At 52.2% G+C, this 21,698-nt stretch carries 18 protein-coding genes; 5 read left to right on the forward strand and 13 right to left on the reverse strand.

Annotated features, from left to right (window positions below):
• Positions 1-35: 35 nt before the first annotated feature.
• From kdsB to I6L53_RS14030, 12 genes are all read right to left on the reverse strand, one after another.
• Positions 36-782, reverse strand: a complete 747-nt coding sequence (gene kdsB / locus I6L53_RS13975; RefSeq protein WP_042320192.1) for a 3-deoxy-manno-octulosonate cytidylyltransferase — start codon at positions 780-782, stop codon at positions 36-38.
• Entirely contained in the window at positions 779-961 is a 183-nt protein-coding gene (gene ycaR / locus I6L53_RS13980) for a protein YcaR (protein ID WP_042320194.1), read from the reverse strand. The genes kdsB and ycaR overlap by 4 nt, the downstream gene beginning before the upstream one ends.
• Positions 962-1,012: 51 nt before the next feature.
• On the reverse strand, positions 1,013-2,245 hold the full coding sequence (locus I6L53_RS13985) for a winged helix-turn-helix domain-containing protein (RefSeq protein ID WP_042320197.1): 1,233 nt from the start codon (positions 2,243-2,245) through the stop codon (positions 1,013-1,015).
• A 41-nt stretch (positions 2,246-2,286) separates the two neighbouring features.
• Positions 2,287-3,264 carry a tetraacyldisaccharide 4'-kinase gene (lpxK, locus tag I6L53_RS13990; protein WP_042320199.1) on the reverse strand — a complete coding sequence of 326 codons (978 nt, stop codon included), beginning with the start codon at positions 3,262-3,264 and terminating at the stop codon, positions 2,287-2,289.
• Entirely contained in the window at positions 3,261-5,009 is a 1,749-nt protein-coding gene (gene msbA / locus I6L53_RS13995; RefSeq protein ID WP_217124949.1) for a lipid A ABC transporter ATP-binding protein/permease MsbA, read from the reverse strand. Before msbA ends, lpxK begins: the two co-directional genes overlap by 4 nt.
• 36 nt (positions 5,010-5,045) lie before the next feature.
• Positions 5,046-7,310, reverse strand: coding sequence for a ComEC family protein (locus I6L53_RS14000; protein ID WP_042320204.1), 2,265 nt, complete (start codon positions 7,308-7,310; stop codon positions 5,046-5,048).
• A 203-nt stretch (positions 7,311-7,513) separates the two neighbouring features.
• Positions 7,514-7,798, reverse strand: a complete 285-nt coding sequence (gene ihfB / locus I6L53_RS14005) for an integration host factor subunit beta (RefSeq protein WP_002463068.1) — start codon at positions 7,796-7,798, stop codon at positions 7,514-7,516.
• A 147-nt stretch (positions 7,799-7,945) separates the two neighbouring features.
• Complete coding sequence (gene rpsA / locus I6L53_RS14010) at positions 7,946-9,619, reverse strand: 30S ribosomal protein S1 (RefSeq protein WP_042320207.1); 1,674 nt, start codon at positions 9,617-9,619, stop codon at positions 7,946-7,948.
• 113 nt (positions 9,620-9,732) lie between these two features.
• Entirely contained in the window at positions 9,733-10,416 is a 684-nt protein-coding gene (gene cmk, locus I6L53_RS14015) for a (d)CMP kinase (RefSeq protein WP_042320210.1), read from the reverse strand.
• A 181-nt stretch (positions 10,417-10,597) separates the two neighbouring features.
• Positions 10,598-11,881 (reverse strand): 3-phosphoshikimate 1-carboxyvinyltransferase, encoded by a 1,284-nt coding sequence (aroA, locus tag I6L53_RS14020; protein WP_042320213.1) that lies wholly within the window; start codon positions 11,879-11,881, stop codon positions 10,598-10,600.
• A 72-nt stretch (positions 11,882-11,953) separates the two neighbouring features.
• Positions 11,954-13,042, reverse strand: a complete 1,089-nt coding sequence (serC, locus tag I6L53_RS14025; RefSeq protein WP_042320215.1) for a 3-phosphoserine/phosphohydroxythreonine transaminase — start codon at positions 13,040-13,042, stop codon at positions 11,954-11,956.
• 202 nt (positions 13,043-13,244) lie between these two features.
• Complete coding sequence (locus I6L53_RS14030) at positions 13,245-13,937, reverse strand: DUF421 domain-containing protein (RefSeq protein ID WP_042320218.1); 693 nt, start codon at positions 13,935-13,937, stop codon at positions 13,245-13,247.
• A gap of 134 nt (positions 13,938-14,071) precedes the next feature.
• Here I6L53_RS14030 and ycaO point away from each other — a divergent pair, with 134 nt between their 5' ends.
• From ycaO to pflA, 4 genes are all read left to right on the forward strand, one after another.
• Positions 14,072-15,832: a 30S ribosomal protein S12 methylthiotransferase accessory factor YcaO gene (ycaO, locus tag I6L53_RS14035; RefSeq protein WP_042320555.1), complete on the forward strand. Its 1,761-nt coding sequence runs from the start codon at positions 14,072-14,074 to the stop codon at positions 15,830-15,832.
• 405 nt (positions 15,833-16,237) lie between these two features.
• Positions 16,238-17,095, forward strand: coding sequence for a formate transporter FocA (gene focA, locus I6L53_RS14040; RefSeq protein ID WP_042320220.1), 858 nt, complete (start codon positions 16,238-16,240; stop codon positions 17,093-17,095).
• Between the two features lie 58 nt (positions 17,096-17,153).
• A complete protein-coding gene (pflB, locus tag I6L53_RS14045; protein WP_042320221.1) occupies positions 17,154-19,436 on the forward strand; it encodes a formate C-acetyltransferase in 2,283 nt (760 codons plus the stop codon).
• Positions 19,437-19,640: 204 nt separating this feature from the next.
• Complete coding sequence (gene pflA, locus I6L53_RS14050; RefSeq protein WP_042320222.1) at positions 19,641-20,381, forward strand: pyruvate formate lyase 1-activating protein; 741 nt, start codon at positions 19,641-19,643, stop codon at positions 20,379-20,381.
• 59 nt (positions 20,382-20,440) lie between these two features.
• Here pflA and I6L53_RS14055 read toward each other — a convergent pair whose 3' ends face one another.
• A complete protein-coding gene (locus I6L53_RS14055) occupies positions 20,441-21,289 on the reverse strand; it encodes a MurR/RpiR family transcriptional regulator (protein ID WP_042320223.1) in 849 nt (282 codons plus the stop codon).
• Positions 21,290-21,410: 121 nt separating this feature from the next.
• On the opposite strand from I6L53_RS14055, the gene I6L53_RS14060 reads away from it, so the two are divergent.
• A complete protein-coding gene (locus I6L53_RS14060) occupies positions 21,411-21,686 on the forward strand; it encodes a PTS sugar transporter subunit IIB (protein WP_042320226.1) in 276 nt (91 codons plus the stop codon).
• Positions 21,687-21,698 lie beyond the last annotated feature (12 nt).

The following is a 21,698-nucleotide window of genomic DNA, read 5'->3' on the forward strand; positions in this document are numbered from 1 at the left end:
TCCTCTCACTAAAGAGCGGAGTGTCGTAAAGAGAATTAACGCATTTCAGCGCGAACGCGCTCGAGATCTTCTGCGGTATCAACGCCGGTGCCAGGCACCTCTTTTGCCACCGCAACGTGGATTTTTTCGCCGTACCACAGCACGCGAAGTTGCTCCAGCATCTCAATATTTTCCAGCGGACTGGGCTGCCAGCTCACATAACGGCGGATAAATCCGGCACGGTAACCGTAAATGCCGAGGTGGCGCAGGAAAGTGTCGCCAACAGTCTCGCGACTTTTCGCAAAACGGTCGCGATCCCAGGGGATGGTTGCCCGCGAGAAATACAGCGCATAGCCTTCAGCATCCAGTACGACCTTCACCGCATTAGGATTGAACGCCTCTTCTGCGCCGTGAATCGGTGCTGCGAGTGTGGCCATTCCAACCTGACGCTGCGCCAGGTTTTCCGCCACCTGGCGAATGATGACCGCCGGGATCATCGGTTCATCGCCCTGCACGTTGACAATCACAGTGTCATCGCTAAAGCCACACTTCTCGACCACCTCAGCCAGACGTTCTGTCCCCGACTGATGATCGACGCGGGTCATGCACACTTCCCCACCCGCAGCTTCAACGGCACGCGCGACGTCATCATGATCGGTCGCGACGATAATGCGCTCAGCGCCAGATTCACGGGCGCGCTCCAGCACATGCACAATCATCGGCTTACCGTTGATGTCCTGCAACGGCTTACCCGGCAGACGCGTGGAGGCGTAGCGGGCAGGAATAATGACGACAAAACTCATGATTTACGCTCATCAGCCGCTAACACACGGGCCTCGGTTTCCAACAACACGGGAATGCCATCACGCAGTGGAAAAGCGAGGTTATCCAGTTTGCAGATCAGTTCTTGTTTTTCCTGGTTGTACCAGAGTTTTCCGTTACAGACCGGGCAGGCAACAATTTCAAGCAGACGATGATCCATAGTTCCTCCAGATGGACCGGGTAGTGAATGGGGAAATCTTATCATACTCGCTCATGCGACTGCGTCTATTTCCCACCCCTGCCGACATTGTGCAAATAGCCCTTCCGGACAGTGGCCCAGCGTCACGCGAACGGCATTCTGCCAACGGGCAAAATCGGTTATCGCTTGCTGTAATCCGTTTTGCAACGTCACCCCTTTCCTGACCCCCTCCTGCAGGTAGAGAGAAATCACTTCCAGCACACCGGTTTTACGGTGCATTTTGGCGTCCATCCGCCCCACCAGTTGCCCCCGGTGGAGTAAAGGCAGAACAAAATAACCGTACTGGCGTTTCGGGGCCGGCGTGTAACATTCCAGCCGATAGCTGAAATCAAACAGTTGCTCCGCGCGTTTGCGATCCCAGACCACCGGATCAAACGGCGACAGCACCGCGCTATGCGTCGCTGTCAGCTTTCCTGCCTGTGCCTGTTCAAGCAGAGGCAGCAGATCCGCATGTACCCACAGCGGCCCGAGACTTTCGACCTCTACCGGAATGATCTGCTGCTGTTCAGCCCGCACGTCGCGCCAGTTGTGTAATTCGGGACGTTTCAGACGATAATAATCTGCCAGCCACTGCTCGCGAAAAATACCCAGGCTACGCGCGCTGTTGTCCAGCATGACAGACTCCGCTTGCGCCCGTGGGAGCAGATCGCGTTCATCATCCCAGTGCGGCATGACGCGATGCGTGAGATCGTATACGCGCTGGAAATTACGCCGTTCAATCACCATCACCTTTCCTGCCGTAAATAGCCCTTCCAGATGTAGCTTGTGCGGCTTCCAGTCCCACCAGCCGCTGTTGCCTTTACGCTGATGCTCAAAGTCTGCTGAACGTACCGGCCCGTTATGCTGGATATGCTGCAACAGTTGCTCAATTTCGCCCGCATGTTCTTTCATCCACGCCGCCTGGTACTTCCAGCCCATTTTTTCAGGTGCCAGCATCCGGTGGCGTATCAATGTGAAGTCACTGCGCGGCAGGAAGCAGGCCTCATGAGCCCAGTACTCCATCAACTCGCCCTGCATCAAGGCGTCATCCAGCCACTGTATTGCGTAATCCCCCAGCCGGCTGAAAAGCACAAGATAGGGGCTACGGGCAACAATATTGATGGTATCAATTTGCAGCAGCGACATACGGGTAATTGTCGGCAGGATATCGCTCGCCAGCGCACGACGGCGTGGTTTCTTTAACAGCCCCTGGGCAGCGAGATGAAGGTTACGGGCATCCGTAATTGAGAGGTACGGCAACGACATTCATGATTCCCTCATTCGTTCGCTGCCGTCATGGTCGTGCGCTAACGTGCCAGCGAGATCAATTTTTCGAGTAATGTCTCAGGTTCGGTCCCCGACAAATGTGCATCGACAGGGAGATACCACCAGTTATCTTCTGCAAAGGCGCGGCACTTAACGGCGTCCTTCTCCGTCATGACCAGCGTTTGTGACGTATTCAGTAAGCCGTTGACATCACGTGAAGTCAACGTCTGATGATCCGCCAGCGGAACACATTTCTGCGGCTGTACGCCGCATGCCTCTAACGTGGCAAAAAAGCGCGGCGGATGACCAATACCGGCCATCGCCACGACATTTTGCAGTTGCGCGACATCGCGGCGCTCACCGGTACGCAGGTTCACGGCCAGTCCTGCCGTCAGACGCATCGGGATCTCCCCCGTCTGTGGGATGCCACCGTTAACGATAACCGCATCCACCGTCTTCAGGCGACCCGCCCGCTCACGCATCGGACCAGCCGGTAGCCACCAACCGTTGCCAAAGCGACGGACGCCATCAACTACCACAATCTCGATATCGCGGGCCAGACGGTAGTGCTGAAGGCCATCATCGGTGACGATGATCTGCACATCGTGATGCGCCAGAATCGCTTTCACCGCATCAGCCCGGTTGGGCGACACGGCAACCGGCACGCCAGTGCGCTGATAAATCAGCACCGGTTCATCCCCCGCTTCAGCAGTGGTTGTTTCGGCGTTCAGCAGCAAAGGATATGACGCTGCTTTACCACCGTAACCACGGGAAACCACACCAACGCGAAGACCGCGCTGCTGCAGTTGTTCCACCAGCCAGATCACCACCGGCGTTTTACCGTTGCCGCCCGCCGTCAGGTTACCGACCACTACCACCGGCACAGGTGCGCGCCAGGCACGCTTGATCCCGAGCGTGTAGCACAAACGAATCCCCCCACTTACCAGACCGTACAGCCAGGAGAGAGGGAGTAACAGTCGCCACAAGGGCGACTCACCGGACCAGATGCGCGCGATCATTGCCCAAATTGCATTTTGTGCAGTTGCGCATAGACACCGCGATGTTCCAGCAGCTCACTGTGCGTACCGCGTTCCACAATCAGGCCATCTTCCACGACCACAATTTCGTCGGCCTGTTCAATGGTTGAGAGACGGTGTGCAATAACCAGCGAGGTACGGTTTTTCTGCAGTTCGTCCAACGCCGCTTGTATGGCGCGCTCAGATTCGGTGTCCAGGGCTGACGTTGCTTCATCAAGGATCAAAATCGGGCTATCGCGCAGCAACGCGCGCGCAATGGCAATACGCTGACGTTGACCGCCGGACAGCAATACGCCGTTTTCGCCGATCACCGTATCAAGGCCGTCATCCATTTTATTGATAAAGTCCATGGCATAAGCCATGCGGGCCGCTTCTTCAATCTGCTCACGGCTATACTGTTCATTACGCGCGTAGGCGATGTTGTTCGCCACCGTGTCGTTGAAAAGATGCACGTTTTGCGAAACCAGCGCGACCTGATTACGCAACGATGCCAGGGTATACTCTCGCAGATCGTGACCATCCATCAGGATTTCGCCTTCATTGATGTCGTAGAAACGCGTGATCAGACTGGCAATAGTTGATTTACCGGAACCTGAACGTCCCACCAGCGCAACCGTTTTGCCTGCCGGGATTTTCAGGTTGATATTACGCAATGCTGGTACTTCGCGACCCGGATAGGTAAAGGTCACATTGCGAAATTCCAGATCGCCGGTTGCACGTTCAATAACGCGTTTACCTTCGTCTTTTTCCTGCTCGCTATCCAGGATCGCAAATAAAGTCTGACACGCGGCCATACCGCGCTGGAACTGGGCGTTGACGTTGGTCAGCGATTTCAGCGGACGCATCAGGGCAATCATTGAGGAGAAGACCACGGTGATCGTCCCTGCTGTCAGGCTGTCCATGACACTTGGGAAGCTGGCTGCGTACAATACAAACGCCAGTGCCAGCGAAGCAATCAACTGGATGATAGGATCGGAAATAGAAGAGGCGGAAACCATCTTCATCCCCTGCAAGCGCATCTTGTTACTGACTTTGTCAAAGCGCTTCGCTTCCACCCCTTGACCACCAAAAATCAGTACCTCTTTGTGGCCTTTCAGCATCTGCTCCGCGCTGGTAGTCACCTGCCCCATCGTATTCTGCATATTCTTACTGATAGCACGAAAACGTTTGGAGACCACGCGAATCGCAATCGACACAATCGGTGCCAGCACAACCAGGATGATCGACAGCTGCCAACTGTAATAGAACATCATGATGAACAGGCCGATAATTGATGCGCCTTCACGCACAACAGTAATCAGCGCGCCGGAAGACGAAGAGGCAACCTGCTCAGAATCGTAAGTGATACGAGAAAGCAGAGTCCCGGTGGACTGCTTGTCAAAGAAGGAAACCGGCATTCCCATCATATGGCCAAACAGACGACGACGCATAGTCATCACCACTTTGCCTGATACCCAGGAAATACAATAGCTGGAGATATAGCTGGTGATACCACGTAAAATCATCAGCCCAATAACCACCAGCGGCATCCACAGCAACACTGAGCGATCTGTTTTACCAAAACCATCGTCCAGTAATGGTTTGAGGAGCGATAACATGAAGGTATCGCTGGCCGCGTTGAGGATTAACGCAACACCCGCCACGATCAGACCCGATTTGAAAGGCGCAATGGTTGGCCACAGTCGGCGAAACGTCTGCCACGTAGAGAGATCTTTATCGTTATGCATTCAAGAAACCAGCATCTGTTGAAATAGCCGCATATTCTACCCGTTATCGTCTGACACGCCAAACCACTGATGATACCAACGAGGTAAAATTTGCTCCCGCAGACTGATGACCTGCCAGCCCTGTGTTGAAAAATCCAGCGAAATTTGCCCCTGATGCGGAGTATCACGCCACCGGTAACCCTGTTGCTGGTAGCGCTGCTTCACCTTCCGGGATGGCAGTCTCCAGGCGTTGTAACGTGATGCTGAGGCCAACGCCACTCTGCCATTCACACGTTGAATTAATGCCAGTGAAGAAGAGGTGTTGCTGCCATGATGCGGTACCTGCACTGCCGTCGCTGAAAGGTGCTGCCAGTAATGGCTTAACATTTTCTGTTCCGCCGGCGACTCTATATCGCCCGTCAGCAGAATACTGTGCCTGCCATCATCAATCTTTACGACACAGGAGTGATTGTTTCCCTGCGTCAGGTCTCCCTTTAACGGCCAGTGCACGCTAAAACGCAATCCCTGCCATTGCCACATCTCACCGCGATAACACGGCAAATGGCCCTGCCAGCCTAGCGGACTGCGTACCCAAAGTGTTGGCCAGGTTGTCTGCAAAGAGTGTAGTCCACCGCGATGGTCGAGATGTTCATGGCTGAGAATTATTCCCTCTGGCTGCAGGTGATGCCAGCGCAGCCATGGAATGATCATCTGTTGAGCACTGTCGCCTCCCGGCCAGGCCAACCCGGTATCGTAGAGTAACGCTTTGCCATTGCGGGTGATGACCATCGCCAACCCCTGTCCGACGTCCAGCATGTGCACCTGCCACGCATCGGTGCGTGGCGAACTCCAGAACGGCCAGCTCAATAGCACCAGCGTTACCAGACAGAGACCTGGAAAGATGCGCCATGCAACGAATCGCCAGCAAGGTAATATCAGCCAGGGAGCAAAAACCAACCATTGCCAACGGCTATCCACATTCATCCACCCCGGAGGCAAGTGCTTAAGTCCCCAGAATAACGTGGCTAATGAGCGATCGGCCAGATACCAGAGTCCGTCCTCAAGAAACAGCGGACCGGTGAGGTGGACCACCATTCCAGTGAGGATCAGCGGAACACTGACAAACGTAACCAATGGGACGGCAAACAGATTTGCCACAAAAGAGGTCAGGCTGACTCCGTGAAACAGCGCAATTTGAAGCGGCAGGAGCAACAAAGTAATACCCAGTTGCAGATGAGCCAGCTCGACAAGCAAACGCCCGGCGCGCGGTAAAGGCCAGTTGGGACAAGGAAACCATTGATACCAGAACAGCAAAGCGGCAACAGCAAAGGCAGAAAGCCACAGGCTTTGCGAGATCGCAGCGACGGGATCGACAATCAGGATGGCCGCCAGACAGCAGCACCAGACCGACCAACCGCTCCATTGCCGCCCGGTTAATTTCAGTGCGCCCCATACCAGCAACGCCACCATCGTACGTAGAGCCGGAGGTTGTAATCCGGTCAACCAGGCATAAAACGCAGCGCAAATAAGCCCACCAATCAGCGGGTGCTGCCAGCGGATCATACTAACCGGCAGCAGAAACTGCACACCGCGAAGCAGAGCAGCAACCAGTAAAGCCGCGAAAGCGATATGCAGACCAGAAATCGCCATCAAATGCGCCGTACCGGTATCACGCATGATCGCTTTGACCTCCTGCGGGACCAGCAGCCGCTCCCCCATCCCGAGTCCTGATATCACCTGCCGCCAGGGATAATTTTCCAGAGAGGTGGTCAATGAGGCGAGATAGCGAGCCCGCCAACTGCATTTGCTGTCGACAGCCTTTGCCTGCAAAAAGCGACCGCTGAGCGGCTGATGCTGTGCCAACGCATAACGCTGGCTATCAAATCCGCCGTCATTTAATTCGCCGTGAATGGCGCGGACCTTCAGCGACATCGCCCAACGTTGCCCCGCGCAGGGTGCTATTGGTAAGTATTGATCATAAAGCACAACGCCTACGGAAGGAAAAAGCCGGTGTCCATTAAGATGAGTGATCAATCCAGCATGTGTTGTCATGTTATCCGTGGCCGTAAGCTCTACGACCGCTTCCTGCGTGGCACCAGGCAATGTATTTACCGCCCACAGCGACTGCTTTGCCGCCATGACGCCCCAGAGGAAAAACAACAGGAGAAGTCCGGCACACTGCGTTACTTTCCAGCGGTTCAGACAGAGCAAGCAGGCCAGTACAAACAGAACGCTAACAACCCATGACCCCGGAAGCGCAGGCAGCAGGAATAAGGGGAAAATCCCCCCTAATGCGCACAGACTGACCGTCGTTAATTTCATACACACCCCCGTGTTGGGGGAAGTGTGCAGGTCTGAACAGAGGTTGTCAGGGGAAGAATGAGGGATTTACGGCAATGATTCAGCGATTTTCATCGCCACTCGGCAATGTGCAACGTGAAATGCGAGCGATATTCCGGAACAGGGTACAGGCAAGAAAAAAGCACCGTAAAGGTGCTTTTCTGACGTTACGTTTTGCGAAAAACTTAACCGTAAATATTGGCGCGATCGCGCAGTTCTTTACCCGGCTTAAAGTGCGGAACGTATTTCCCTTCCAGATCCACTTTATCGCCAGTCTTCGGGTTACGCCCGGTACGTGGTGCACGGTAGTGCAAAGAAAAGCTGCCGAAACCGCGGATTTCAATACGCTCGCCCTGTGCAAGAGTCGAGGCCATATGCTCCAGCATCTCTTTTACTGCATCTTCAACCGCTTTCGCGGGAATATGAGATTGCTGAGTGGCAAGTCTTTCAATCAATTCTGACTTGGTCATGATTCCTCCGGTTCCAATAAGCTGCTGCTGTTGCATTGATTAAGGGCGGCCGTAGCCGCCCTTTGTCATTGATTACAGAACGAATTCTATAATCTGTCAAGTAATCTAATCTGACTTCGGGACGAAACATCCCGAAGTATCAAAGAATTACTCGCCTTTAGCTGCTTTGAAAGCTTCAGCCATCGCGTTGTTAGAGAAGTTTGCATCTTCCTGTTTGTTAACAGTGGCGATTGCATCTTTCTCATCAGCTTCGTCTTTAGCACGAACAGACAGGCTGATTGCACGGTTCTTACGGTCAACGCCGGTGAATTTAGCTTCAACGTCGTCACCCACGCTCAGAACCAGGGTAGCATCTTCAACGCGGTCACGGGATGCTTCAGAAGCGCGCAGGTAACCTTCAACGCCGTCAGCCAGTTCTACGGTTGCGCCTTTCGCGTCAACTGCAGTCACTTTACCGTTTACGATTGCGCCTTTCTTGTTCAGTGCAACCCAGTTGTTGAACGGATCTTCTGCCAGCTGTTTAACGCCCAGAGAGATACGCTCGCGCTCTGCGTCAACCTGCAGAACAACTGCTGCGATTTCGTCGCCTTTTTTGTATTCACGAACTGCTTCTTCGCCTGCAACGTTCCAGGAGATGTCAGACAGGTGAACCAGGCCGTCGATACCGCCGTCCAGGCCGATGAAGATACCGAAGTCAGTGATAGACTTGATTTTACCTTCAACACGGTCACCCTTGTTGTGGGTTTCCGCGAACTGCTGCCATGGGTTAGATTTGCACTGCTTCAGGCCCAGGGAGATACGACGACGTTCTTCGTCGATATCCAGCACCATGACTTCCACTACGTCGCCAACGTTAACCACTTTGGACGGGTGGATGTTTTTGTTGGTCCAGTCCATTTCGGAAACGTGAACCAGGCCTTCAACGCCTTCTTCGATTTCAACGAAGCAGCCGTAGTCGGTCAGGTTGGTCACGCGACCGGTCAGTTTGGTACCTTCCGGATAACGCTTAGCGATAGCTACCCACGGATCTTCGCCCAGCTGTTTCAGGCCCAGAGATACACGGGTACGTTCGCGGTCGAATTTCAGCACTTTAACAGTGATTTCGTCGCCAACGTTTACGATTTCGCTCGGATGCTTAACGCGTTTCCATGCCATATCGGTGATGTGCAGCAGGCCGTCAACGCCACCCAGATCAACGAATGCACCGTAGTCAGTGAGGTTCTTAACGATACCTTTAACTTCCATGCCTTCCTGCAGGTTTTCCAGCAGCTGATCGCGCTCTGCGCTGTTTTCGGATTCGATCACGGCACGACGAGAAACAACAACGTTGTTGCGCTTCTGATCCAGCTTGATGACTTTGAATTCAAGCTCTTTGCCTTCCAGGTGCAGCGTATCGCGCACCGGACGAACGTCTACCAGTGAACCTGGCAGGAACGCACGAATACCGTTCAGCTCAACAGTGAAGCCGCCCTTAACTTTGCCGTTGATAACACCGGTAACAGTTTCAGCATCTTCGTAAGCTTTTTCCAGCGTGATCCATGCTTCGTGACGTTTCGCTTTTTCACGAGACAGCAGTGTTTCACCGAAGCCGTCTTCTACTGCATCCAGAGCAACGTCAACTTCGTCGCCCACCTGGATTTCCAGTTCGCCAGCTGCGTTCTTGAACTGCTCTGCAGGGATTGCAGATTCAGATTTCAAGCCTGCATCAACCAGAACAACGTCTTTGTCGATAGCAACAACAACACCACGAACGATGGAACCCGGACGGGTTTCGATTTCTTTTAAGGATTCTTCAAACAGTTGAGCAAAAGATTCAGTCATGTTTAATCTTCAGGTTTCATATTTAACGTCCACCTGGCTCCGTGCCGGATGGGGTTGTTTAACATACCCGCTGTCATTCCATTGCAACGGGGGTACTGCAAATTCGGTCGCTCTTAAGCGAGTGCCAGTTTTTGGCGCGCGTATTGTAGCGCTTTTTCAATCACTTGCTCAATGCTTAATCGTGTAGAATCTAAAACTAAAGCATCAGCAGCGGGTACCAGCGGCGCTACAGCACGGTTTCGGTCGCGATCGTCGCGTTCTTTGATCTCGGCCAAAAGGCGTTCAAAGTTAACACTAAAGCCTTTCTCCTGCAACTGTAGCATACGGCGATGCGCACGTTCTTCCGAGGAGGCGTCAAGGAAAATTTTAACCGGCGCATCGGGGAAAACCACCGTCCCCATATCACGTCCGTCGGCGATCAGTCCCGGCGCTTCACGAAAAGCGCGTTGACGACGCAGTAGCGCTTCACGGACTCGTGGGAATGCCGCAACCTGAGAGGCGGCATTGGCGACTTCCTGCGTGCGGATTTCACCGCTAACGTCTTCCCCTTCAAGAATCACTTCCAGATTTCCGTCAGTTGAGACAAAGCGAACATCAAGATGGGTTGCCAGTGGGACCAGTGCGTCTTCCGATGCGACATCAACATGATGATGTAATGCCGCCAGCGCCAGCACGCGATAGATTGCGCCAGAGTCCAACAGATGCCATTGCAATGCTTCCGCCATCGCTTTGCACAAGGTGCCTTTTCCTGCACCGCTTGGGCCATCAATGGTAATTACCGGGGCAATTGCCGTCATCTTTATCTCCTTAAACAGGCGTTCTGTTAACGTAAACGCCGCGCATTATACGCGCCAACGCCCACAATCGTTAACATTGTGTGCAAAAACCGGTTTAGTCTGTCACCAGGTGAAGAATAATTGCGCAATTATAGCGGGCTGGAGAGCAACCAGCCCGAAAGATGACAATGTTTTACTTTTATCAAGCCGGCGTGCTAATACGCGCCAGTTGTTCGAAGTAGTCAGGGAAGGTTTTGGCGGTGCATTTCGGATCCAGGATCGTGACCGGTGTGTCAGATAACGCCACCAGCGAAAAACACATCGCCATGCGGTGATCGTTGTAGGTCCCAATGTCGGCAAACTTCAGCTGTGCCGGTGGCGTGATGCGAATAAAATCATGCCCCTCCTCCACTTCCGCGCCAACTTTGCGCAGTTCGGTCGCCATCGCAAACAGACGGTCAGTCTCTTTGACACGCCAGTTATAGATGTTGCGAAGCGTCGTTGTACCGTCGGCAAACAGCGCCGTGGTGGCAATGGTCATTGCCGCATCCGGAATGTGGTTCATATCCATATCGATAGCGTTAAGCGTCCCATGAGTGCAGGCGATAAAGTCGTCACCCCAGGTCACGGTCGCGCCCATTTTCTCCAGCACATCGGCAAACCGAATATCGCCCTGCATGCTGTTGCGACCAATCCCTGTCACTTTCACTGTTCCGCCTTTTATCGCGCCTGCTGCAAGGAAATAAGAGGCTGATGAAGCATCGCCTTCGACCAGATAGTGGCCCGGAGAGCGATACTGCTGGCCGCCTTTGACCACGAAATGCTGATAGCTCTGGTTCTCTATTTCAACGCCAAAGGTTTTCATCAGGTTCAATGTGATATCAATATACGGTTTCGAGACCAGCTCACCTTTAATGCTAATCACCGTATCCTGCGGCGCCAGAGGCGCGGTCATCAGCAGCGCGGTAAGGAACTGGCTGGAGACGCTACCGTCAACGTCAACCCGTCCACCGGCAAACCCGCCACGCAGTCGAAGTGGTGGATAGTTTTCCTGTTCGAGATATTCAATGTTCGCCCCGCCCTGACGCAGTGCATCCACCAGGTGACCAATCGGACGCTCTTTCATGCGCGGTTCGCCGGTCAGCACAATATCGTTTGTCCCAAGGCACAACGAGGCGGCCAGCGGTCGCATCGCCGTTCCGGCATTCCCCAGAAACAGTTCTAACGAACCTTCAGCATGCAGAGGGCCTGCATTACCCGTAATTTCGCAGCGGGTACGATCCGCAGAAAGGGTGTAATCAATCCCCAACGCACTCAGGGCATTGAGCATATGGCGAACGTCATCGCTGTCCAGCAGGTTGGTCAGCACAGTGGTGCCATGTGCTAACGCCGCCAGTAACAACGCGCGGTTAGATACACTCTTCGAGCCTGGCAGGTTAATCGTGCCATCGACCCGAGCGATGGGTTGTAACGTCAGGGATTCCATGAAACTCAACTCTCAAAAGACAGAAATAAAAACCCCACAGACAACGCTGTGGGGATGAAAAGAGACAACAGATTAGCCGCGGCGACGCTCGAAATCGGTCATGAACTCGGCAAGCGCTTTTACTCCTTCCAACGGCATCGCGTTATAGATAGAAGCGCGCATACCGCCGACGACGCGATGGCCTTTCAGCGCATGCAGACCGGCGGCAAACGATTCTTCCAGGAAGATCTTATCCAGCGCGCTGTCAGCCAACTGGAACGGCACGTTCATACGTGAACGGTTCGCTTTCGCCACATCGTTACGATAGAAGTCGCTGTTATCAATCACGCCATACAGCAGTTCTGCCTTTTGCTGATTGATTTTATCCATCGCGGCCACGCCGCCATTGGCTTTTAGCCATTTGAACACCAGGCCAGAAAGGTACCAGGCGAAAGTCGGTGGCGTGTTGAACATGGAGTCATTGTCGTTCAGGACGGCGTAATCGAGGATCGACGGGCATGCCACATTCGCTTTACCCAGTAAATCTTCGCGTACGATGACCAGCGTCAGCCCCGCCGGGCCAATGTTCTTCTGCGCACCCGCGTAAATAATGCCGTAGCGAGAAACATCCAGCGGCCCAGAAAGAATGGTCGAGGAGAAATCGGCGGTCACCACCACATCGGCACCAAAATTGGGCGTTTCGTTAATCGCGATGCCATCAATGGTTTCGTTCGGGCAGTAATGCAGATAAGCCGCATCATCAGAAAGCTGCCACTCGCTCATCGGCTTCACGCCGCGTAGGCCATCGACCGAGACTTTGGCATCAATCACATTCGGCGTGCAGTATTTTTTCGCTTCTTTAACGGCGCTGGCAGCCCAGTAGCCGGCATCAACGTAATCAGCCGTGGTTTTGTCGCCCAGAATGTTAAGTGGAATCGCAGAAAACTGGCCGCGACCACCGCCGTGACAAAACAGCACTTTGTAGTTGGAGGGGATATTTAACAGATCGCGAAAATCCTGCTCCGCTTCTTGCGCGACCTGGATGAACTCTTTTCCGCGGTGGCTCACTTCCATGACGGACGTACCAAGACCGTTCCAGTCACAAAGATCCTTTTGAGCCAGTTTGAGTACGTCTGCCGGTAGCATTGCCGGACCTGAACTAAAATTGAAGACCTGAGCCATTTCCCCTCACCACGTTGCGTTGTTATTAACCCAACCTCTTTCATACATGAATTGAGATTGGGTATAAGTTATTCCTGTGGATATCGGTTTTATCATTCAGTGACACGCGCCGCAATGGCTAAAACGGAGCTGAGCAAAAATGAGTGTTCGCTCACACAACAGAATCTTCGGGATTGACGATGAAAGACCGACATTCTTGCTGTCAGACGACCCTTTTTGCCCGGCTGGCCTTCGACCATTCTGGATTTTTGCAACGCGGACAAAATTGGCTATCCCCGGCACTCATGCCGATCACTTCACTGCAGCGCACGCAGGCGTAATCTCCCGCTTCCGGCATGACCCTGAAACGCTGCGTACAATATTCAGGCAGAATGCTAAGCCCAGGCTTCACCTTTTCGTCTGCAAAGAAATAGACGCTGATTTGCCCATTCGTTTCGAGGATCGCCAGTCTGACCTGCCCCAGTTGCTCAACACCGTTCAGCCGCAGTTCCATGAAGAACTCAAATTCGGTCATGTTCGCGTTGCTGAGCTTTGACCAGGCTAACTCGCCGTCTTCGATAATAACGACAGGTTTACCTTCCAGGAGATCCTCCAGCGTTTCACTGCGCGCCATCAGCCACATCACCAGTCGATATAAAATCGCCAGGGTAATAAAGACCACCAGCACGGGCAGCATCGGCACATCGTCATAAAAAGCCACATCCCCTGCCGCCGACCCCAGCGTCAGAATGATCAGCACTTCGAATAACGACATCTGCCTTACGCCGCGTCGGCCCGTCAGTTTAAGAAACAGGAACACCAGAATAAAGGTATAGAGACTGCGCAGAGAGACTTCCCAGAGGAACTCCAGGGGGACTTTGTCGAGCGCCATCCGTTGTAAATCAAATGCTTTCATTTTTATGCCTTAACGCAGGTACTGGATAAAAGCATAGTCAAAAGTTTTATTTGCGCCTGGTCCGTGGCGGCGATAGCGTCAGTCACATAAAACCCGTATCATTGCGCGCTTTCCGTACGACAAAAGTGATTTTCATGACGCAAACATTTATCCCCGGCAAAGACGCCGCTCTGGAAGACTCCATCGCTCGCTTCCAGCAGAAACTGCTTGACCTCGGCTTTCATATTGAAGAGGCCTCGTGGCTGAATCCGGTGCCGAACGTCTGGTCTGTACACATTCGCGATAAAGAATGCGCACTGTGCTTTACCAACGGCAAAGGGGCGACAAAAAAAGCCGCGCTGGCTTCGGCGTTGGGCGAATATTTCGAGCGTCTGTCGACCAACTATTTTTTTGCCGATTTCTGGCTGGGTGAAACCATCGCCAATGGTCCGTTCGTGCATTATCCGAACGAGAAATGGTTCCCGCTGACCGAAAGTGACGACGTGCCAGAAGGCCTGCTGGATGCGCGCCTGCGGGCTTTCTACGATCCCGAGAACGAACTGACAGGCAGTATGTTGATCGACCTGCAGTCTGGTAACGAAGAACGCGGCGTCTGCGGTCTGCCATTCACCCGCCAGTCAGATAACCAGACCGTCTATATTCCGATGAACATTATCGGCAACCTGTACGTTTCGAACGGGATGTCTGCCGGTAACACCCGTAATGAAGCGCGCGTGCAGGGGCTTTCTGAAGTCTTTGAACGTTACGTGAAGAATCGCATTATTGCCGAAAGTATCAGTCTGCCGGAAATCCCGGCCGACGTACTGGCACGCTATCCGGCGGTCGTGGAATCTATTGCGACGCTGGAAGCAGAAGGTTTCCCGATCTTTGCCTACGACGGTTCTCTGGGCGGTCAGTATCCGGTGATCTGCGTCGTCCTGTTCAACCCGGCTAACGGCACCTGCTTTGCCTCCTTTGGAGCGCACCCTGATTTTGGTGTTGCACTTGAGCGTACGGTGACGGAGCTGTTGCAAGGCCGCGGTCTGAAAGATCTCGATGTCTTCACGCCGCCGACCTTCGACGATGAAGAAGTGGCTGAACATACCAACCTGGAAACACATTTCATTGACTCCAGCGGCCTGATCTCCTGGGATCTGTTCAAGCAGGATGCCGACTATCCGTTCGTTGACTGGAGCTTCTCTGGTACCACAGAAGAAGAGTTCGCCACCCTGATGGCGATCTTCAACGCGGAAGATAAAGAAGTGTACATCGCCGATTACGAACACCTGGGCGTTTACGCCTGCCGGATCATCGTTCCAGGGATGTCTGATATTTATCCCGCTGAAGATTTGTGGCTCGCCAATAACAGCATGGGCAGCCATCTGCGCGAGACCCTCCTCTCACTGCCGAACAGTGCCTGGGATAAAGAAGACTATCTCAACCTGATTGAACAGTTAGATGAAGAAGGGTTTGATGATTTCACCCGCGTTCGTGAACTGTTAGGTCTGGCAACCGGATCGGATAACGGCTGGTACACCCTGCGTATTGGCGAGCTGAAAGCAATGCTGGCGCTGGCAGGTGGCGATCTGGAACAGGCGCTGATCTGGACTGAATGGACGATGGAATTTAATGCGTCGATCTTTAGCGCTGAACGGGCGAATTACTACCGTTGCCTGCAAACGCTGCTGCTTTTGTCGCAAGAAGAAGAGCGTGAACCGCTGCAATATCTGAACGCGTTTGTCCGCATGTATGGCGCTGCTGCGGTCGAAGCCGCCAGCGCAGCGTTGAGCGGCGAAGCGGCCTTTTATGGTCTTCAGCCGGTAGACAGCGATCTGCATGCTTTCGCGTCACACCAGTCGCTGCTGAAGGCCTATGAGAAGTTGCAGCGCGCAAAATCTTCATTCTGGTCAAAATAAAGACAATTAACCTGCGCTATGTAGGTTTAAATAATCGTCTGAGCTATATTACGGGGCGCTTTAAGTGCCCCGTTTTACTTATTTTTGGCCATCCGAAAATAAATGTAATAACAAGGTTAAATATTGGTAGTTGATATTACGCATTTTAACAGCCAGTTGTTACTTTGCCTGCCAATTACTCCATATTAATTAACTGGCCAGCAGACCCAGGAAGGAAAATTTTCAACTCATTTGCTAAATTTTAAAATTTATTTTTATCATATAAATCAATAAATTACACCGTAATTGCATAAAAACCATGCGCATTACGGGCCTATAAGCCAGGCGAGATATGATCTACATCAATTTCTCATCTATAATGCTTTGTTAGTATCTCGTCGCCGACTTAATAAAGAGAGAGTTAGTGTGAAAGCTGACAACCCTTTTGATCTTTTACTCCCTGCAGCAATGGCCAAAGTGGCCGAAGAGGCAGGCGTCTATAAAGCAACGAAACATCCGCTTAAGACTTTCTTCCTGGCAATTACTGCCGGTGTGTTCATTTCCATCGCCTTTGTTTTCTATATCACCGCAACGACCGGTACAGGTACGATGCCCTTTGGTATGGCGAAACTGATTGGCGGTATCTGCTTCTCTCTGGGGTTGATTCTTTGCGTCATCTGCGGTGCAGATCTCTTTACGTCAACCGTGTTGATTGTCGTCGCCAAAGCCAGTGGTCGTATCACCTGGGGTCAGTTGGCGAAAAACTGGCTCAACGTCTATTTTGGTAACCTGGTTGGTTGCTTGCTCTTTGTGCTGTTGATGTGGCTTTCTGGCGAATATATGGTCGCCAACGGCCAGTGGGGAATGAACGTCCTGCAAACCGCCGACCACAAAATGCACCATACTTTTATTGAAGCCGTCAGTCTCGGTATCCTCGCAAACCTGATGGTCTGCCTGGCCGTATGGATGAGCTATTCAGGCCGTAGCCTGATGGATAAAGCGTTTATCATGGTATTACCGGTTGCGATGTTTGTTGCCAGCGGTTTTGAGCACAGTATCGCAAACATGTTTATGATCCCAATGGGTATTGTAATCCGTGATCTCGCAACACCGGAGTTCTGGAGCGCAGTTGGCTCGACGCCGGAAAATTTTTCTCACCTGACCGCGATGAACTTCATCACTGATAACCTGATTCCGGTTACGATCGGCAACATTATCGGCGGGGGTTTGTTGGTTGGGTTGACATACTGGGTCATTTATCTGCGTGATAACGATCATCATTAATCTCTGATGACCGCCACACGCAGTAAATAAAAAATCCACTTAAGAAGGTAGGTGTTACATGTCCGAGCTTAATGAAAAGTTAGCCACAGCCTGGGAAGGTTTTACCAAAGGTGACTGGCAGAATGAAGTAAACGTCCGTGACTTCATTCAGAAAAACTACACTCCGTACGAGGGTGACGAGTCCTTCCTGGCTGGCGCGACTGATGCGACCACTGCACTGTGGGACAGCGTGATGGAAGGCGTTAAACAGGAAAACCGCACTCACGCGCCTGTTGACTTTGACACCTCTGTTGCTTCCACCATCACTTCTCACGACGCTGGCTATATCAACAAAGCCCTTGAGAAGATTGTTGGTCTGCAAACTGAAGCTCCGCTGAAACGTGCGATCATCCCGTTCGGTGGTATCAAAATGGTTGAAGGTTCCTGCAAAGCGTATAACCGCGAGCTGGACCCAATGCTGAAAAAAATCTTCACTGAATATCGTAAAACCCACAACCAGGGTGTTTTCGATGTTTACACCAAAGACATTCTGAACTGCCGTAAATCCGGTGTTCTGACTGGTCTGCCAGATGCGTATGGCCGTGGTCGTATCATCGGTGACTACCGTCGCGTTGCGCTGTACGGTATCGACTTCCTGATGAAAGATAAATACGCTCAGTTCGTCTCTCTGCAGTCTGACCTGGAAAACGGCGTAAACCTGGAAGCGACTATCCGTCTGCGTGAAGAAATTGCTGAACAGCACCGTGCGCTGGGTCAGATCAAAGAGATGGCTGCTAAATATGGCTGCGATATCTCTGGTCCGGCAACCAACGCTCAGGAAGCTATTCAGTGGACTTACTTCGGCTACCTGGCCGCAGTTAAATCTCAGAACGGCGCTGCAATGTCCTTCGGTCGTGTCTCCACCTTCCTGGATGCATACATCGAACGTGACCTGAAAGCAGGTAAAATCACAGAGCAAGACGCTCAGGAAATGATTGACCACCTGGTCATGAAACTGCGTATGGTTCGCTTCCTGCGTACTCCGGAATATGATGAACTGTTCTCCGGCGACCCGATTTGGGCAACCGAATCTATCGGTGGTATGGGCGTTGATGGCCGTACTCTGGTTACCAAAAACAGCTTCCGCTTCCTGAATACCCTGTACACCATGGGTCCGTCTCCGGAGCCGAACATCACCGTTCTGTGGTCTGAAAAACTGCCTCTGAACTTCAAGAAATTCGCCGCTAAAGTGTCCATCGACACCTCTTCTCTGCAGTATGAGAACGATGACCTGATGCGTCCGGACTTCAACAACGACGACTACGCTATCGCTTGCTGCGTAAGCCCGATGATCGTTGGTAAACAAATGCAGTTCTTTGGTGCGCGTGCAAACCTGGCGAAAACCATGCTGTACGCAATCAACGGCGGCGTTGATGAAAAACTGAAAATGCAGGTTGGCCCGAAATCAGAACCGATCAAAGGCGACGTTCTGAAGTTCGACGAAGTAATGGATCGTATGGATCACTTCATGGACTGGCTGGCTAAGCAGTATGTCACCGCGCTGAACGTTATCCACTACATGCACGACAAGTACAGCTACGAAGCTTCTCTGATGGCGCTGCACGACCGTGACGTTATCCGCACCATGGCATGTGGTATCGCAGGTCTGTCCGTTGCGGCTGACTCCCTGTCTGCTATCAAATATGCGAAAGTTAAACCGATTCGTGACGAAGACGGTCTGGCTATCGACTTCGAAATCGAAGGCGAATACCCGCAGTTTGGTAACAACGATGCTCGCGTTGATGACATGGCGGTTGACCTGGTTGAACGTTTCATGAAGAAAATTCAGAAACTGAAAACCTACCGTGATGCTATCCCGACTCAGTCTGTTCTGACCATCACCTCTAACGTTGTGTATGGTAAGAAAACCGGTAACACCCCAGATGGTCGTCGTGCTGGCGCGCCGTTCGGACCAGGTGCTAACCCGATGCACGGTCGTGACCAGAAAGGTGCGGTTGCCTCTCTGACCTCCGTCGCTAAACTGCCGTTTGCTTACGCGAAAGATGGTATCTCTTATACCTTCTCTATCGTTCCGAACGCACTGGGTAAAGACGACGAAGTTCGTAAGACTAACCTTGCCGGTCTGATGGATGGTTACTTCCATCATGAAGCGTCCATCGAAGGTGGTCAGCACCTGAACGTGAACGTAATGAACCGTGAAATGCTGCTGGACGCGATGGAACATCCGGAAAAATATCCGCAGTTGACCATCCGTGTATCCGGTTACGCAGTACGTTTTAACTCCCTGACGAAAGAACAGCAGCAGGACGTTATTACTCGTACCTTCACTCAGACCATGTAATGTGTTTTGACTGAAATCACGCGTTAAAAGGCGTACAATAAAGGCTCCACGGAAGTGGGGCCTTTTTAACAGGTCGTTTCCCAAACACAGCCTGTTTTGTCAGCTATCTATACTCAATGGATAACCGCCAAAACAGACTCGACACAGCCAATGAGCTGTGCACCAACACGGCCCCGGATGGGCCACACCTGGAGAAACACCGCAATGTCAGTTATTGGTCGCATTCACTCCTTTGAATCCTGTGGTACCGTTGACGGCCCGGGCATCCGCTTTATTACTTTCTTCCAGGGCTGCCTGATGCGCTGCCTGTATTGCCATAACCGCGATACGTGGGACACGCATGGTGGTAAAGAAGTCACCGTTGACGAACTGATGAAAGAGGTCGTGACCTATCGCCACTTTATGAACGCATCCGGCGGCGGCGTAACGGCATCTGGGGGGGAAGCTATCCTGCAAGCGGAATTTGTTCGTGACTGGTTCCGTGCCTGTAAGAAAGAAGGTATCCATACCTGTCTGGATACTAACGGTTTTGTTCGCCGCTACGACCCGGTCATTGATGAACTGCTGGAGGTCACCGATCTGGTGATGCTCGACCTTAAACAGATGAATGATGAGATCCACCAGAATCTGGTCGGCGTGTCCAATCACCGTACGCTGGAGTTTGCCCGCTACCTGGCAAACAAAGATATCAACGTGTGGATCCGTTACGTCGTGGTGCCAGGCTGGTCCGACGATGATGACTCAGCGCACCGACTCGGTGAATTTACCCGCGACATGGGCAACGTTGAGAAAATTGAGCTCCTGCCCTATCACGAGCTGGGTAAACACAAATGGGTGGCGATGGGCGAAGAGTACAAACTGGATGGTGTGCATCCGCCGAAGAAAGAAACGATGGAACGCGTTAAAGGAATTCTTGAGCAGTACGGTCATAAAGTAATGTACTAAGTTTCGCCGCCAGGCCTGATAAGCGCAGCGCTATCAGGCCATAATTCACCCCAAATGCATTACGACATAAAATATTCCGACAGCTTACTTGCCACACTCTCAATTGAGAAAATACTTTTCTGATGCGCTTTACGGCACTCCGCGTAGCGCTCATCCTGCTCTTCCAGTGCCGTTAGCACCCGATCTGCCACCATCATCGCGCCAGCGATCTCAGCAAAGCCATATTCCCCTTCTCCCTTCAGCGCGACAGCTGCCTGTAAATTCCAGTCTGAAAGTCGGCTGAGCGGCGCAAACGTGCCTCGCGTCAGCGAAAGTATGCGCGTGCCCTGTTGCTTCGCGAGGGTGAGCGCCTGCATCATATCTGTGGAGGTCTGTTCGGTATGCACCACGATAATGCCTTGACTTTGCGCTTCAGCGTTCACTGAGGAGGTCGTGAGATAAAATCGATCGACAAAGCTCGCCGCTTTACCCATTTTTATCAGGTTCATCTGTAAAAAAAGCGCCACCGGTACAGCCGTTCCAACCGCGTAAATCGCAACATTACTGACCTGATTTAACCAGGCTGCCGCGGCCTGCAATTCTTGCGAATTTATGATGGCATAGCTGTCACGGATACTCGCCACCACCGCTGATATTTCTTCATTGCCCTGCGCTTCAGGTCGTGCCGCACCTTGTTCCACGGCCAGTGCCGTTCTGAAATCGGAAAAACCTTTGAAACCAAACGCCCGGCAAAAACGCGTAATACTTCCTTCGCTGGTTTCGATTGAATCAGCCAACTCTGTAATGGTGTGCCGCATCACAAAGTCGGGATTCTCTGTCACGAAGCGACTCACTTTTTCCAGGATCGGACTGAGACCGGAAGCTTCATTCCTGATATTTATCAGTAGGTTAGTATTAATCTGACTCATTTTTAGCCTTTTTGCTCAAAATGCAAACACAATCACATCTTTCTGCTCACGTAGAGATAATAATTTTTTTCACGTTACGCGCAACGGAAAATAATTATTTTTACACTTCAGGAGAAAGCAGATGAAAGGTCTGATTGTCTGTCGTACCGGCATGGGCAGTTCCTTAATGCTCAAAATCAAAGCGCAAAAAATCATCGATAAGTATGGCTGGGATATCGAACTTGAACACGATGTCTTGTCAGGGCTTGCTACCTGGCAAGGCATTGATTTTGTTCTTACCATGCGCGATCTCACCGATGAAATCGAGGCGGCTGGATTTCGGGCCATCGGTATAACCGACTTGATGAATAGCGAAGAAATGGAAACCGCGCTCACCAGCGTAATTCAGGGCAACTAACCTCTCCCGGAG

Source organism: Citrobacter farmeri (assembly GCF_019048065.1).
Lineage (GTDB): Bacteria > Pseudomonadota > Gammaproteobacteria > Enterobacterales > Enterobacteriaceae > Citrobacter_A > Citrobacter_A farmeri.